Annotated in this window: 20 protein-coding genes and 2 pseudogenes; 6 read left to right on the forward strand and 16 right to left on the reverse strand. The window is 28.6% G+C overall.

Features of this window, described 5'->3' with window-relative positions:
• Position 1 precedes the first annotated feature (1 nt).
• Positions 2-190 (forward strand): hypothetical protein, encoded by a 189-nt coding sequence (locus NST10_RS03575; RefSeq protein ID WP_001027143.1) that lies wholly within the window; start codon positions 2-4, stop codon positions 188-190.
• A 112-nt stretch (positions 191-302) separates the two neighbouring features.
• Here the strand turns inward: NST10_RS03575 and NST10_RS03580 are convergent, their stop codons facing one another.
• The 7 genes from NST10_RS03580 to NST10_RS03610 form a co-directional block, all read right to left on the reverse strand.
• A complete protein-coding gene (locus tag NST10_RS03580; protein ID WP_000624456.1) occupies positions 303-905 on the reverse strand; it encodes a response regulator transcription factor in 603 nt (200 codons plus the stop codon).
• A complete protein-coding gene (locus NST10_RS03585; RefSeq protein ID WP_303661737.1) occupies positions 902-1,993 on the reverse strand; it encodes a sensor histidine kinase in 1,092 nt (363 codons plus the stop codon). The genes NST10_RS03580 and NST10_RS03585 overlap by 4 nt, the downstream gene beginning before the upstream one ends.
• Positions 1,994-1,996: 3 nt before the next feature.
• The gene (locus NST10_RS03590; RefSeq protein WP_000603961.1) at positions 1,997-2,728 is read right to left on the reverse strand and encodes an ABC transporter permease; all 732 of its coding nucleotides are present in this window, start codon (positions 2,726-2,728) and stop codon (positions 1,997-1,999) included.
• Positions 2,697-3,605, reverse strand: coding sequence for an ABC transporter ATP-binding protein (locus tag NST10_RS03595; protein ID WP_001794121.1), 909 nt, complete (start codon positions 3,603-3,605; stop codon positions 2,697-2,699). The genes NST10_RS03590 and NST10_RS03595 overlap by 32 nt, the downstream gene beginning before the upstream one ends.
• A gap of 173 nt (positions 3,606-3,778) precedes the next feature.
• Positions 3,779-5,260: a cardiolipin synthase gene (gene cls, locus NST10_RS03600; protein WP_001160617.1), complete on the reverse strand. Its 1,482-nt coding sequence runs from the start codon at positions 5,258-5,260 to the stop codon at positions 3,779-3,781.
• 39 nt (positions 5,261-5,299) lie between these two features.
• On the reverse strand, positions 5,300-6,946 hold the full coding sequence (locus NST10_RS03605) for an IS1182-like element ISSau3 family transposase (RefSeq protein WP_000277741.1): 1,647 nt from the start codon (positions 6,944-6,946) through the stop codon (positions 5,300-5,302).
• A gap of 287 nt (positions 6,947-7,233) precedes the next feature.
• Positions 7,234-7,431, reverse strand: coding sequence for a hypothetical protein (locus NST10_RS03610; RefSeq protein WP_000435074.1), 198 nt, complete (start codon positions 7,429-7,431; stop codon positions 7,234-7,236).
• A gap of 269 nt (positions 7,432-7,700) precedes the next feature.
• On the opposite strand from NST10_RS03610, the gene NST10_RS03615 reads away from it, so the two are divergent.
• Positions 7,701-8,726 (forward strand): low specificity L-threonine aldolase, encoded by a 1,026-nt coding sequence (locus NST10_RS03615; protein WP_303661791.1) that lies wholly within the window; start codon positions 7,701-7,703, stop codon positions 8,724-8,726.
• Positions 8,727-9,272: 546 nt separating this feature from the next.
• Here NST10_RS03615 and NST10_RS03620 read toward each other — a convergent pair.
• The 7 genes and pseudogenes from NST10_RS03620 to NST10_RS03650 form a co-directional block, all read right to left on the reverse strand.
• Complete coding sequence (locus NST10_RS03620; protein ID WP_001053369.1) at positions 9,273-9,470, reverse strand: hypothetical protein; 198 nt, start codon at positions 9,468-9,470, stop codon at positions 9,273-9,275.
• 6 nt (positions 9,471-9,476) lie between these two features.
• Positions 9,477-9,809: pseudogene (locus NST10_RS03625) on the reverse strand (minor capsid protein); the annotation flags it as partial.
• 194 nt (positions 9,810-10,003) lie between these two features.
• Positions 10,004-10,588 (reverse strand): hypothetical protein, encoded by a 585-nt coding sequence (locus NST10_RS03630; RefSeq protein WP_000414196.1) that lies wholly within the window; start codon positions 10,586-10,588, stop codon positions 10,004-10,006.
• Positions 10,555-10,683 (reverse strand): hypothetical protein, encoded by a 129-nt coding sequence (locus tag NST10_RS03635; protein ID WP_001791415.1) that lies wholly within the window; start codon positions 10,681-10,683, stop codon positions 10,555-10,557. Before NST10_RS03635 ends, NST10_RS03630 begins: the two co-directional genes overlap by 34 nt.
• Before the next feature lie 64 nt (positions 10,684-10,747).
• A complete protein-coding gene (locus tag NST10_RS03640; protein ID WP_000905625.1) occupies positions 10,748-10,945 on the reverse strand; it encodes a hypothetical protein in 198 nt (65 codons plus the stop codon).
• A gap of 1 nt (position 10,946) precedes the next feature.
• A pseudogene (locus NST10_RS03645) lies at positions 10,947-11,600 on the reverse strand (polymorphic toxin type 50 domain-containing protein); the annotation flags it as partial.
• 71 nt (positions 11,601-11,671) lie between these two features.
• Positions 11,672-11,923 carry a hypothetical protein gene (locus NST10_RS03650; RefSeq protein ID WP_000585095.1) on the reverse strand — a complete coding sequence of 84 codons (252 nt, stop codon included), beginning with the start codon at positions 11,921-11,923 and terminating at the stop codon, positions 11,672-11,674.
• 267 nt (positions 11,924-12,190) lie between these two features.
• Between NST10_RS03650 and NST10_RS03655 the strand changes: the two genes are divergently transcribed.
• Genes NST10_RS03655 through NST10_RS03665 form a run of 3 tightly spaced genes read left to right on the forward strand, consistent with a single transcriptional unit; the run spans position 12,191 to position 13,013 of the window.
• On the forward strand, positions 12,191-12,322 hold the full coding sequence (locus NST10_RS03655) for a hypothetical protein (RefSeq protein ID WP_001215398.1): 132 nt from the start codon (positions 12,191-12,193) through the stop codon (positions 12,320-12,322).
• A gap of 15 nt (positions 12,323-12,337) precedes the next feature.
• Positions 12,338-12,541 carry a hypothetical protein gene (locus NST10_RS03660; protein WP_000747271.1) on the forward strand — a complete coding sequence of 68 codons (204 nt, stop codon included), beginning with the start codon at positions 12,338-12,340 and terminating at the stop codon, positions 12,539-12,541.
• 13 nt (positions 12,542-12,554) lie between these two features.
• The gene (locus NST10_RS03665) at positions 12,555-13,013 is read left to right on the forward strand and encodes an ATP-binding protein (protein WP_020967626.1); all 459 of its coding nucleotides are present in this window, start codon (positions 12,555-12,557) and stop codon (positions 13,011-13,013) included.
• Positions 13,014-13,443: 430 nt separating this feature from the next.
• Here NST10_RS03665 and NST10_RS03670 read toward each other — a convergent pair whose 3' ends face one another.
• Positions 13,444-13,860: a hypothetical protein gene (locus tag NST10_RS03670; protein WP_000477487.1), complete on the reverse strand. Its 417-nt coding sequence runs from the start codon at positions 13,858-13,860 to the stop codon at positions 13,444-13,446.
• Between the two features lie 426 nt (positions 13,861-14,286).
• Here NST10_RS03670 and NST10_RS03675 point away from each other — a divergent pair, with 426 nt between their 5' ends.
• Complete coding sequence (locus NST10_RS03675) at positions 14,287-15,234, forward strand: IS30-like element ISSau1 family transposase (protein WP_000121211.1); 948 nt, start codon at positions 14,287-14,289, stop codon at positions 15,232-15,234.
• Positions 15,235-15,445: 211 nt separating this feature from the next.
• On the opposite strand, the gene NST10_RS03680 is transcribed toward NST10_RS03675, so the two are convergent.
• On the reverse strand, positions 15,446-15,631 hold the full coding sequence (locus tag NST10_RS03680; protein WP_000006110.1) for a hypothetical protein: 186 nt from the start codon (positions 15,629-15,631) through the stop codon (positions 15,446-15,448).
• Between the last annotated feature and the right edge of the window lie 57 nt (positions 15,632-15,688).

Below are 15,688 nucleotides of genomic sequence, written 5' to 3' on the forward strand. Positions count from 1 at the left end.
AATGAACATTTCAAATGAAAATACAGTCACATTAATTGCAGTAATTATCGCAATTATCATTGGTATTTTCCTACAAATATTTTTTAAATTACCATTAATAGTGACGGCAGTACTATCTATTTTATTGGGTATCTTTGTAGGCTTTATCGTTTACCTGATTGTTTCGTTTTATAATAAACGAAAAAATTAGTTAACAAATCTAACTTGCGAGTACCAAAATAAAAGTATTGAGTAAGATTTTGATTATTGACTCACTTTCAAAGTCTCTTAAATCAAAACACTCAATACTTTTTTGTTTGTATTTAGATCCAGCCTTTTTCATTTGCCTTTTTCCAAGCATCAAAACGATTATCTGCAAATAATTTATCAATTCTAACAGATGTATAATTTCTAACTGTTCCATCTGTCAAAAATAATTTTTCACTTATTTCTTTACTACTTAAACCATTGCCAATTTCCCTTAATACAATTTGTTCTTTTGGCGTTAATGGGTTTTTATCTGTGAAAAATGAAGTCATAAGAGAAGCACTATATTCTTTCTTACCGTTATACACTTTATAAATTGTTTCCACTAATTCTTCTATAGAACGTTCTTTTAAAACATATGCATCCACATCATTTGCAACAGCTTTTTCAAAATACCCCGGCCTTTTAAAAGTTGTTACAATAATCACTTTAATATTCAAATGCTTCTTTCTAATTTCTGATAAAACTTCAAGTCCAGTCATGCCTGACATTTCAATATCTAAAATAACTACATCAGGATGGTGTGCCTCAATAATTTTTATTGCATCGAGACCATTATCTACATCGGCTAAAATTTCAAAATCACCATGTAGTTTAATTAATTGAACCATTGCCTGTCGTAACATATTTTGATCTTCTGCAATAATTAAAGAAATCATGCTATTCCCCCTGTAGGCATTTCGATGATTAATTTAGTACCTTTATTCGATTCAACTTCTAATGTTCCATTTAAATGTTTTACTCGTTGTGAAATATTCTTTATTTCACAGCCGCTGTCAATACCTTCTCCATTATCCTGTATAATGAACTGTAATTTATGTTCATTCATAGCTCGTAATTGACCATGAACTTTTGAAGCATTTGCATGCTTAATCACATTGTTTATCGCTTCACGAGCAATCATTACTAAAATGGATTGTTTTGTAGGACTCAATAATTGTGCCAGTTCTTTATTTTCAAACGTAAACTGAATGTCAGCATCTTTTAAAATTTTACAGATACTCTCAATTTCTTCAATAAATGATGGTAATCTTATATCATCGATGATTTCGCGTACTTTGTTCAATGATTCCCGCGACAACTTATTAATCGCTAACAATTCAGCTTTTGCATTTTCAGTATCAGAATCAATAATTTTATAAGCTAATTCTGATTTTAATGATAAACTTGCAAACACATGACCAAGCGTATCATGTAAATCTTGACCTATTCTATGACGCTCTTGTTCAGTTATTAACGTATTAATATACCGATTTTTTTCTTCTATTTCTTTTTTATATTCACGATCTTTCACTTTTTTTAAATTATCAAACACGATTAACAAAATAACAACATAATAAATCGTCATTGCAACAAAATAGTCGTTATGTACTAAGTAAGTAATTGTAAAACATATAATCATCGTTAATATGAAAAGATTAGTTGCCATTTTTTTAACATTATTTTTAAAAGTAAATGGAATGGCAAAAGCACTATAAAAGAAAAACAAACTTAGCATTGGATGTACACTGAAAACAAAATAACAAATAATAAAATAATGAATAATCAACAAAATGTAAAACATTAATGTATTAAGTCTATTATTTACTATAACTAATATAAGATACGATAACGAAAAGACAATGACTGATATAATATACAACCATGTGGGACCATATACTTCATTAAAAAATATACCGGCAATAGGAAAAATTAGATAAAGTATAGACGATATTTCAGCAATTGAAGTATCTTTTAAAAATTTCATATTTTATTCCGCCCTTTTAAAATGACTAATACAATATACTGCTATAATACTCCCTAAAGCATACAAGAGTATTATAACAAATGATATTAAATTGATATGATGATTTGAAGCAATATCTACACCTAGTTTACGCAAATGATAGCTCGGTAAAACATGAGCAACATGTTGAAGCCAATTCGGAAATGTGTTTATCGGAAACCACAATCCACCTAATACTGCTAATCCAATTGTTACGATATTGGCTAAAGCACTTGTTTTTTGAATATCATTTAACAAAGAAAATAATATGCCAAAAGTTATTAATAGAGACGCACCTAACCATAAAAATATTCCTGACTCTAACCATTGAACTGCACTCATTTCAACACCTTTATAAAAATGCCCAACCATAAAAATCACTAATATCGCTATTGCAAATTGCAGCATAGTTTTCACTACTTTTGAAATATAATAACTAGTAAAAGTAAATGGTGTTACCATTAATCTTTGGCGCCATCCATTTTGTTTTTCATTAATAATATCTAATGGAAAAGTTAGTAAGCTAAAACTTAACAAACTATAAACCGTCATACTATACATATACTCTTTATAAAATTTAGGTTTAACATCTTCCGGCAAATCCAATATCGAAGTAAATAATATATAGAAAATAACAGGAAATAAAATAGATAATATTAATGTTGTTTTTTTACGCAGTATAACTTTAAATTCGATTTTCAAGTAACTTAGTATCATAATTAGATCCCCTTTGCTTTTTATTGTTGAAGTATGAATCAACAATTGAGACTTTTTGTATTTCAATATCATCCAAATTAATATGAAGTTGTTGAAGATATAAAATCGTATCATTTACATTTGAAGTAATAATTTTGATGGTGCCATTATGATTTTTTTGAATAACTAAATCATCTTTATCTGGTTTTAACTTTCTTTTATATTCATCGGATAACGTAATCTGAGATTGCTGATTGGTTCTAATATGTGACGTTGAATCATTAAGTTTGATTTCTCCATTTTCTATCAAAATAATTTTGTCGGACATGCGCTCTACTTCTTCTATATAGTGCGATGTATAAAGAATCGTCCGATTTTCTTCTTTTAACTTAGCTATTATTGACCAAAAATATTCTCTCATTTCAATATCCATATTTGACGTTGGTTCATCTAACAAAATAAGCTGTGGTTGTCCTATTAAAGATATTACAAAATCAAGTAATCGTTGTTGACCTCCAGATAATTTATTTGCAAATTGATTCAATTGATTAGAATTAAACTTTGTTAGTTCTATTATTACGTCCAATGTTAATGGATTTTCATAAAATGATTGATATAATTTGATAATTCCAATTACCTTCAATTGATCTGGAAACATCGTTTTCTGAAACATTATACTGCGATTTTCACTTTGCAATAATTTGTCTTTATCCAAAATCACGCCATCATCAGCAATTATTTTATTGCTTAAAATATCAACTAATGTTGATTTTCCAGCACCATTTTTTCCGATTAATGCGGTACATGTACCTTTTTCAATATCAAATGAAATGTTTTTTAAAACACGATTTTTCTTAAATGATTTATTAATATTAGATATTTGAATCAAATGAACCACCTCTTAATATTTTATTAATTTAAGATTAGTAAATTTATTCGATTTAAAATAGGATACTTTGTCATAGATTTGAAATGACAAATGTCATCATTAGGTTTACATAACATATTTATCGTTATTTAATTTGGATAAAATAAAAAGAGCCTCTATAATCGAGACTCCTTACAAATAAATTATAAAATTGGCGAAACTAATTTAGCTAACGATTCTTTGAATTTAACAGACAGCGGTCTATTGGCATATGATTCTTCAGTAAGTTGTTTTGATTTTGTAATATCATGTTCATAAGCCACCCTTAAATCTTTAGCAAGATTTTCATCATATACAAAGGCATTTACTTCAAAATTTAATTCAAAACTTCTAAAGTCCATATTTGCTGTGCCCACTGATACTATTTCATCATCAATTAAGCACATTTTAGAATGTATAAATCCATTTTCATACGTATAAATTTTAACACCACTTGATAATAAGTCAGAGGCATTTGAAAATGTCGCCCAATAAACTAAAGGATGATCTGGCTTACATGGAATCATTAAATGTACATCTACACCTGATTTAGCTGCAATTTTAATGGCATTTATATATGAATTATCCGGAATGAAATAAGGCGATTGCAAATATACCGACTTCTTAGCGCTCATAATCATTTTTGTATAACCATATTCAATTTGATGCCAGTCACTAGCTGGGCCACTTGCAGCTATTTGAATTGGTGAATTACCCAATGGTCCGTTCTTTTTAGGGAAATACTTAACATCATATTCAAATTGAGGTCGATGTGCTTGCGAATTCCAGTCTAAAATAAAGCGCAATTGTAATGCATCAACTGCATCTCCTTGAATTCGTAAATGTGTATCTCTCCAATATCCTAGTTTACCTAAACCAAGGTATTCATCTCCAATGTTAAATCCTCCGACATAACCTAATTGACCATCAATAATAATGATTTTTCTATGATTTCTGTTATTCATACGGAAATTTAATAATGGTAGTTTAGACGCAAAAAATGCTTCAACTTCGCCACCTAATGATTTAAAGTGATCAAAATTTGCCATCTTAACATTTTTAGAACCAACATCATCATATAATATTTTTACTTCTAAACCTTGTTTCAATTTTTCTTCTAAAGCATGTAAAATTCTTTTACCTAAACCATCTAAAGCGAAAGTATAGTATTCTAAATGGATATATTCTTTTGCATTTTTAATATCTTTTAAAACTTGATCGTATAAATCATTACCGTCAATGAAATGATCAACTTTATTATTTTCAGTTAAAAAACCATCTTGATCCATCAAAAGCATACGTACTAAATCATGATGTTTTTGAACTTGTTTGTTATCAGTACCATAATTACCTTTATCAAAGCTTTCTATTTGTTGTTTCAAAAGTCCATCGAAATCCGTTAACACGTTACCATTGTTTTTATTCAATTTGCGTGCCGAAACGGTTCTACCAAAAAACAAGTAAAGAATAAAACCAATCAAGGGTAAGACAAAAAGTACAAATAGCCATGCCCAAGTTGAACTCGCTGTACGCCTATTTCTTTCTAAAAAGATAATAATAAAAGCTAATACTAAATTAATGATGAATCCAATGGCTAAAATAATAGTAAATAACGTTCCTAAATCGTTTGAAAATGAAAATTGCATAGTTTATTTCTCCTATAAAGAGCTTGGGACATTAAGTTCTTAGGCAATGTAAAAAAGCTGATTTCTATTAATTATTTGATAGAAATCAGCTTTTTTTAAATGTATTTGATAATATACAGCTCGTCGAGCTACTATTTTCCTTATATTAAGTGCCATTAATACAAAACCTAGCTCTCGTTTAACTTTATTTATTCCTCGAACTGACATTCGAGTGAAACCCAAAATAGCCTTCATAAATCCAAAAACAGGCTCTACATCAATTTTTCTTTGACTATAGATTTTTTTCGTTTCTGGTTCAGAAAGCTTTTGATTAATTTGGGCTTTAAAGTATTCCCAATTATAATTCTTCATGATTTTCTTATTGGATTTCGAATTTGGCTTCATGCATTGTTGCCTCAAAGAACATGCTGAACAGTCATCGCATTCATATAGTTTGAAGTCACGTTTAAAACCATATCTATCATTACGGTATGCATATCTTTTAAAACCTATTCTTTTGTTATTAGGACATATAAATTCATCATTAAGTTCGTCATATTTCCAGTTTTGAGTGTTAAAAATGTCACTTTTAAACTTTCTCGTTTTATCTTTAATAAACATACCATACGTAATAAGTGGCGTTTTATTAAAATCATCTATAATAGCCATATAGTTTTGCTCACTACCATAACCTGCATCAGCTACAATATACTCCGGTAAATAACCGAAGGTATTTTGAATCATTGTTAAAAATGGAATTAAAGTTCTAGTATCTGTCGGGTTTTGAAATAGGTCATAGGATAAAACAAATTGAGAATTTGTCGCTATTTGTAAATTGTATCCTGGCTTAAGTTGGCCATTTTTCATATGGTCTTCCTTCATTCTCATAAAAGTTGCATCATGATCAGTTTTAGAAAAGCTATTTCTATCTTTAAGAATCGATTTTTGTTCTTCATATTTACTTTTTCTTTCGGAATAATCATCAAATTTCTTTTTGAACTTCTTAATCTCAGTTCTTTTTTTACGGGTCTGTTTTCTAATTTGAGTACAATCTTCGTTCTGAATAGAATGATTTAAATCTTCGATTTCTTTATCTAAATGACTACCAATTAAATCTATTTCTTCTATTGTTAAATCGCTATCTCCATCTTCTTTTATCTCTGGTATTATTTTTTCTTCAACTAAGTCACGATATAATGCTTTTGAATTTTCGTTCAATTTCGATTCGTGATTTTGAATACTTTTCTTCCACACAAATGTATACCTATTGGCATTAGCTTCTACTTTTGTACCATCAATAAAAATTGAATTATCATCAATAAGATTTTGCTTTAAACATTGACTATGAAACTGAATAAATAAAGATTCAATTAATGCATCAGTATTAGGATTTACTCTAAAACGATTAATAGTTTTATAAGAAGGTGTTTGATTTTGAGCTAACCACATCATTCGAATACTGTCATGAAGTAATTTCTCTATTCTACGACCAGAAAATACAGATTGAGTGTATGCATATAAGATAATTTTTAACATCATTTTTGGATGATAGGATGTTGCGCCACGATGATGTCTGAATTCATCGAATTCGCTATCAGGTATCGTTTCAACAATTTCATTAACATATCGTGAAATATCATTTTGAGGAATTCTAACAGAAGTTTCTATTGGTAGTGTAAGTTGGGTCATGTTATAATTTTTATACATAAGGCACCTCGTTAATTTAGTTTAGTGGTATTTATTAAATTATACGAAAGTGTCTTATTTTTTTAAAGTATTTCAAAGTAAAATTACATGTTAATACGTAGTATTAATGGCGAGACTCCTGAGGGAGCAGTGCCAGTCGAAGACCAAGGCTGAGACGGCACCCTAGGAAAGCGAAGCCATTCAATACGAAGTATTGTATAAATAGAGAACAGCAGTAAGATAATTTTCAATTAGAAAATATCTTACTGCTGTTTTTTTAGGGATTTATGTCCCAGACTCGTTCCAGATTATTTATTTACAGATAGAGTTAATATTGCATTAAACTCTTCTTCATTATTTGGAAATGTTCTTTCCTCAATTTCTTTTATTGTAATATTTACTAATTTCAAATTTGCAGCTTCTTCAGAACCTAAAAATTCGTTAATATTTGATTCTAATAATTCTAAAGTCTCAGATGTAAAAGTTTTAAGTTTAATTTGTTCCATTTAAATCCCCTCTTTTCTCTATTTCCTAAATCATAGAACTTTTAACAGTAAAATTCAATCATTAATATATGTGTTTCGGCACGCAAAGTAATTGTGGTAAAAAATTAATTAATTTTCATAATGTATTGTTTGATGTATAATATATTTATTCAACTTCGCGATAATGCGATACAAACTTTAACCATTCATAATACATTTTAAATATCGAACTAGTTTTGAAATTGGTTTATCTTATTAAAATGTTGATATTAGTTTTAGGGGGAAATGTAGTGATTTCATTCGAAAATGATTATTTAGAAGGTGCTCATGAAAAAGTATTAAAACGATTAGTAGATACAAATCTTGTACAAGCTTCGGGATATGGCTTTGATCAATTCACAGCTCAGGCAATTGAAAAGATTAAAGATACAATTGACTGTCCAAATGCTACAATTCGTTTTTTAGTAGGTGGAACACAAACCAATCAGGTTGTTATTAATTCAATGTTAGAAAGTTACGAAGGGGTCATTTCAGCAGACACTGGTCATGTTGCTGTGCATGAGGGCGGTGCAATTGAATATAGTGGACATAAAGTAATTACTATACCCTCTAAGGAAGGAAAAGTTAGTGCTTCAGATGTTGAAACTTACATGGAGACATTTAAAAGTGATTTTAAAAAGGACCATATGGTATTCCCAGGAATGGTATATATTTCTCATCCTACTGAATATGGCACATTATACTCTAAATCAGAATTGGAAGAGTTATGCAAAGTATGTAAGCAATATCAGCTTCCATTATTTATGGATGGTGCACGATTAGGGTATGGATTGATGAGTGATCAATCAGATATGACTATTAAAGACATCGCTAAATATTGTGATGTATTTTATATAGGTGGTACGAAGATAGGTGCATTATGCGAAGAAGCAATTGTTTTTACGAAGAATAATGAACCGAAACAATTTACCACTCGAATCAAACATCACGGTGCACTTTTAGCAAAAGGACGGTTAACAGGCATACAATTTTTAGAATTATTTACGGATAATTTATATTTTAATATAAGCAGACATGCTATCGAAATGGCAAATAAGATGAAAGACGGGTTTATAAATAAAGGCTATCGTCTTTACTTTGATTCTCCAACCAATCAACAATTTTTTATTTTAAGTAACGAGAAAATAGCAGAGTTAGAACAAAAAGTTAAATTTGCTGTTTGGGAAAAATACGATGATCAACATCGTGTTGTTAGATTCGCAACCAGTTGGGCGACAACCGAAGAAAATTTAAATAAACTATTAGAATTAATCTAATAATGCTGTTATATGTCATCTGGCAAATCATTTATTAATTAATCAAGATCAGTTGAGTAGTTGTGTTTATTTATATATGAAACTGCTCATTTGTAGCCGTTGATGATATAAAATTACATTATTCCAAAACAAGGTACTACAGATTATTGAGTATCTTGTTTTATTTTATATATTTAAAATTGTTAATTTGTGCTGTATTTACTTTAATTTGACGAGATTTGAGAAGTATTATGATGGTTGTAGTTATTTTATGAAAGTAATGTATTAACAATCGAATTACTAAGTCTATATTGGTAGAAATATCGATGTTTAGTTTAAATGGAATGCACTATTTAAGTTTTTAATATGGAGATGTTTGTGACTTTTCGATGATTAAGATTTTTATAGGTGTGCATCTTTACAAATAAACTTTGTGTTTAAAATTGAGCTTAGGAAATCGATAGGTTTAGATGAGGATATTGTTGAAGGTATGTGTCTTGTATCCTTAGTTGTTAAAAAAGTGTATAAAAATAGCACCGCTTTCTCTTTATCTGTGTAGAAAGGATGCTATTTTGTAATTATTTGTATGTCTTTAATTTTATTTTCTGATATATCATATGTAATTCTACCTGTATCAATTTCTATCGAATTATAACCATCAAAATTATCAATTTTATCATCAAAGTCTATCACTTTTCCAATTAATATTTTATTATTAGTAAGCGTTAATTTGACTAATTTGCCTATGTATGACTGTAAATTCATTTTTAATCACTCCTTTTTAATATACGGAACTACATGAAAACCAGTTTTAGAATAATGAACTTCACCTAATTTCATTTCAGTATTGTTCTCTACCCGATATTTACCTTCACGCTCTTTAAAGAACTTGTCTCGCCAATTGCCGAGATGTGGCACTGTGGTACTTCTACACCAAGGATGCATAGGTGGCGCATTCACACCTGGTATCATATCTTTAACTTTAAATATTTTTCCGTTAAGTGAATGACATAATTTAGATGTTTTACTATCTATTTTGGCAACATATTTATATTCGCCATCTTCGCCTAAATCTTTAAGATAAGCTATCTTTTGTGATTCTGCTATTTCAGTAAATAGTTAAAAAAGCATATAAAAATAGCACCACTTTCTATATTTTTGTGTAGAAAGGATGCTATTTAGATTGTTTCTCTTTTCCCTTATTTTTTTCATCGTTTTTTTCAGTTAACAACCTGAGCAATTCTTTTTTAGATAACTTACCGTCTAACATCATTGTCACCTTTTAATCACCTATTTCTTTATATTATATTATCGTTATTGTATAACTCTTTTAATAACCTTTCAATATCTTTTGTACTAATTACATCTAGAGATTTTTCTATTAATAAGTTTGCTATCATTTTTTTCATTACTTTTTCTTTAAAATGTTCTGTCTTACTTATAAATTTAATACGTCCTTTATTAGTTACAATTGTCATAGTCTTAATAGAATTATTAATAGTAAAAACTGCTAAATCATTCAATGAAAATCCTGACTGTCCAGGATGGTTATGTAACATAACAATTGAATTCGGTTTACTGTCAAATAATAATTCGGTTGCTTTTTCCCCTGGCACAAAAGATACACTATTTTGATCGCCATATACTTTTGTAACTTTAGCACCTTTTAATAAATAAGCTACTTCATTGCTATCATTGTTTTCTTTGGCATTTTTAATACGTTCATCTGATTTTTTGCGTTCTCTAGCTATACGCTCTTTAATCAATTGTGATACTTCCTCTTGAGAAAATGTTTTCTCATTCTGTTGTGATTGTTCATCACTGTTGTCTAGTTGCTCTTCGTTCTGAGTTACATCAGTAATATTACTTTCATTTTTTTCCATGAGATATACCTCCGTTTATAGTCTGTCGACTGATATTCCATACTTGCTTTTAAAATGTCATCAGCACGTTTTGGACAATAAAAAATAACCTTCACATTGGAAGGTTAAAAAAATGTATAAAAATAGCACCACTTTCTCTTTATCTGTGTAGAAAGGATGCTATTCTGTAATTATTTGTATGTCTTTAATATCTGATTCATCAATAGAATAAAAACCTAAATCTGTTTCTAAATCCATGCAATAGTTACCAGAATCACTTTCTAACGGATTTTCAAAATCTATAACAAAACCTTTTAATTTTTCATCATTTTTTAGTGTAACTATAACATTTTTACGATATACATCTTTGATTAACATTTTACTTCTCCTTACTTACAAATGGTACTATATGAGAACCAGTTTTAGAATAATGTATTTTACCATATGCAGTATTAATATATTTTCCACCTGCATAAGCTTTTCCTATAGTTTTTTCGAAATTAATTATTTCCTTACGATTAAATCCAAATTTATCCACTAATATTTTGCCAGTCATTGAGTATTTCTTTAATAAATCATTTAATTCTTCTATAGAGAGTATTGTATAGCTAGGAAACCTCTCATCATTCTGCAATGCATAAATTTTATTTTTTAAATATAATTTATGACCTAAAGAATGTCTATTCTGTTTTTCAGGATTTATTTCTATTTTTATTTTACCACTTTCAATCATTTCTTTCATCTGGTTTTTAGCTTTTTCCTGTAATTTTGCTTCTTTTACTTCTACTTGATATTTACCTTCACGCTCTTTAAAGAACTTGTCTCGCCAATTGCCAACATGTGGCACTGTGGTACTTCTACACCAAGGATGCATAGGTGGCGCATTCACACCTGGTATCATATCTTTAACTTTAAATATTTTTCCGTTGAGTGAATGACATAATTTAGATGTTTCACTATCTATTTTGGCAACATATTTATATTCGCCATCTTCACCAAGTTCTTTTAAATATGTTAACTTTTGTGATTCTGCTATTTCAGTAATTAGTTAAAAAACACATAAAAATAGCACCACTTTCTCTTTATCTGTGTAGAAAGGATGCTTTAATACCATGCATATATATATTCATTCGGAAATTTATTTTCATCAATAAAATTTAATATTGCATGAAATGATTTATCTCTATAAATTAAAATACCTTTTTCATTTTCAACTTTTGATAATTTATAGTCAATTACCTTTGAATCTAATTTATTTACTGTTATTTCGCCTTTCCCTTTTTCTATTTTATCTTGTGGAATATATTCATATACTATAACTTGATTATCTTCTTTTAACTTCCTCATAATAATCAATCAAATCACCCTATTTCTCAATATAATTAGAAAAATTGTATTTTCTTTCTACAATCCCATGTGCTTCTCTATAGTAATAATTATATTTATTCTCAAACAAATATTCATAAGCTCTTTTAACTAGGTTTTAATTCAAATTGGTATTTTTAGAAATTATATCTACTTCTATATCCTTATTCCTTTGACGTACTGATTTATAATACATTTTTTTCTTTTTTAAATTATATAATCATGTCTTAACTCAATCTTCGATTGGAAGTTATTTAATTGAGACATGACATTTATGAAGGAATGCTATTTTACATTATGAAAGGTATTAAACCAAATTATGCTGAGCTTGGTCGACAATATAATTGTGATTCAAGAACAGTTAAAAAATATTATGAAGCAGGAAAATAAAATGAATTAGAACGATTGAAGAAAAGACAACAAAATAAGAAAGCATCAAAGCTAGATTCATTTAAAGAAATTAATAATAAAAAAATTGAATTAGGATATACAGCTATGGCCATTTTTAAATATATGGAGAAAAAGGGTTATGAAGGTAAATATAATATTCTAGAAGAATACTGTAAAAATAAAATACAAAATGAGACTAAAAAAATAACATTTTTTTGAAGATAGTATAAATATTTGTTTCTTAGATAACAGTGTTGTTGGTAAAACACACCTAACAATCTCATTAGGAATTGAGGCATGTAAACAAAATATAAAGACTAGATTCTATACTTTCAAAGAATTAATAGACTTATTAACTGTCACAGATTCCAAAGAAATCATTAATAAAACATTAAAACAATTAAGCAGAATAGAGTTACTTATCATTGATGAAATTTGTTATTCTGCCATCACCAAAGAACAAGCTGATTTATTCTACCAGTTAATGTCACTAAGGTATGAATGGAAATCAACAATAATTACGACTAATATTCCATTTTCGAGTTGGGGAGAGTCATTTAGTAATAAGATTGTATCAGCAGCTATAATTGATCGGTTAGTTCACCATTCAAAAGTATTTAAAATTACTGGAGAATCATATCGATTAAAAGATTATAAAACCGAAAAATCATTAAATATACGACAATCTTAAACCACTAAAAAACGACATTTTCAAACCTCCATAAAACAGCATTTTTAAACCGCTATTGACATTAAGATTATATAAAAGGCAAATATTAAAGCTAAAATTCCGATTAGATAATTAATAAAGATTATTATTCTAGTTTTAGTTAAGTTTGTCATTTTCATCACCTCGTAATATAATACGTGGGAGGGGATATCCCCCTCTATAAAAAACATTTTATTATTGTGGCAAGTGTTGCAAAGCCTAAAGTGTAGTTGCGGAAGATTTCGCTTTTGGCTTTTGCGATATTTGTCATTTTTTCTTCTCTTTCCAACCTGTTTTGTATCCAACACTTTTTTAAAAACTTTTTTCGTTTTTTTACATAAAAAATAACCGCATCAATAAAGGTACGGTTATTACTTATTTATATTCAGAACAATATGTTTGACCTTTTTACTTAGCTATTCAAAAGTTCTTTCTCAGTTTTCTTAAGTCTTTCTTTTTTATCTAAACCATGATGTAATACATATTTATATGTATTTTCAATAAAATTATTAACTTCTTTTAATGAGTCAAACATTTTATATTCAATATTCTCAAAGTAGAAATTATTAACAAACTTTTTCTTATAACTTTTTAATGATTGATTAGTTTGTTCGAATTCACATTTAAGCCCATCCAAAAACATATTAATAAGTTCTAAATTGTCTATTTCATCATCAAATGATAAAATTTTTCTTCTTTGGGTTATAAATTTAATTTCATTCTTATGATAACTTTCTCCTATAATTTCAAATGCCACACCTACAGCTAAATTACTATGGAGATAAATATCTGGATAATAACTTAAAATCGAATAATTCACTTTGAACATAACTAATCACTCCTTGTACAGTGGTGAAGCAAGTATTATTATTAAATTGTAGGAGGGAAAGTCCCTCCTGACTGATTAACGCTCGAATGTCCATTCAATCTTTATAAAGTAGAGATTTATTAAGATTAACAATTTGGTACATTTGAGCTTTTTTATTCCCTTCACTCGCACTTACTTAAACTTATATGCTCATTATATAAATATAAAAAGCTATAAAAATTTAATGGAAATGCCCCCTTCGAAGTAGACATTGAAAAAATGAAAACTTTGAAGGGAGCATTTCAAGACGATCCATTCCAATCTTTTTTATCATGACGGATTGTAATATTAAGTGCAACACCTATAAAAATTCATAAAAAATGCCCATAATTGGCACTTTGTTGTAAGATGTTAATAACCACAAAAACACATACAAGGAGTGCCAACATGAGCTATAACCATCTTACACTAACTGAACGCGCACGTATAGAGGTTTTACGTCAAGAAAATTATTCTTTAAGATCTATTGCACGTAAATTAAAACGATCTGTATCTACTATCTCACGTGAAATTAGTAGGAATAATTTAAATCAGTCATATCAAGCTGAAACAGCTCAAAAAAATTATGAAACCAAAAGAAAACTTTGTGGTCGTCCTACTCGATTTACTCCAGAACTTGGTAATATCATTAAATATTATTTAAAATGCCACTGGTCTCCTGAACAAATCGTAGGTCGTCTATTACAAAACCAAATCTGTTTTAAAACCATCTATCGATGGATTAACTCTAATATGATTAATTTCGAACTTATTTCATGCCTTCGTCAAAAAGGAAAAAGACAGAAACCTAAAGAAACTAGAGGTAAGTTTAATATTGGCCGTCCTATTTCACAACGTCCTAAGGAAATAAAGAAACGTAATACATTCGGTCATTGGGAAGCTGACACAATTGTATCCAGCAGAGGCAAAAGTAAAGGGTGCATTGCTACTTTCGCAGAAAGAAAATCACGTTATTATTATTGTGTACTTATGCCTGATCGTTCCTCTAATTCTATGGAGACGGCAATTAATAACCTTATCAAACATCTACCTAAAGGTGCCGTTAAAACTATTACTGTCGATAGAGGGAAAGAGTTCTCTTGTTATCAAAATATTGAAAACCAATTTAATATTAATGTCTACTTCGCTGATCCATATTCCGCATGGCAAAGAGGTACAAATGAAAATACCAATGGTTTACTAAGAGAATTTTTCCCTAAGAAAACAGACTTAGCTAAAGTAAATCAAGAGCAACTTAACTATGCATTAGACTCAATTAATTATCGACCAAGAAAGTGTTTAAATTGGAAGTTTCCTTATGAAGTTTTATGTGATGAACTGTTGCACTTAAATTGACAAATCAACTCATTTAAAACTTAACACTTATTTTCCCTTATTCGATGCTAATTTCGTGCAATAAATTCTAAATGAAACGACATACTCCTTTTTCACAAATTGGAATCTACTATTTTTGTATTTTAATTATTATAATATCCATTCACCATATGATTTTTATTAATAGTTAAATCAAATAAACATAGCTTGATTAATTTATACAGTAGTTAAATTACAAAACTTTATTGGCATATTCATATAATTTTTCTGTTGTATTCAGGGTTAGATTATCTACTTCGCGTTTGCCCTGTCTTAATTGTGAAAGTACATATTGAGAAACTCCAGTTTTTTTAGAAATTTCATATCCTGTTAAATTACTTTCAATTAATTCAATTATCTTTTTCTTGTATTCTGACATTTTTTTCATCTCCATATCTGTACAATGTTTACTACTTTTTTTCGAAATTCTGTGAAC

This window comes from Staphylococcus sp. FSL W8-0305, assembly GCF_037966415.1.
GTDB lineage: Bacteria > Bacillota > Bacilli > Staphylococcales > Staphylococcaceae > Staphylococcus > Staphylococcus aureus.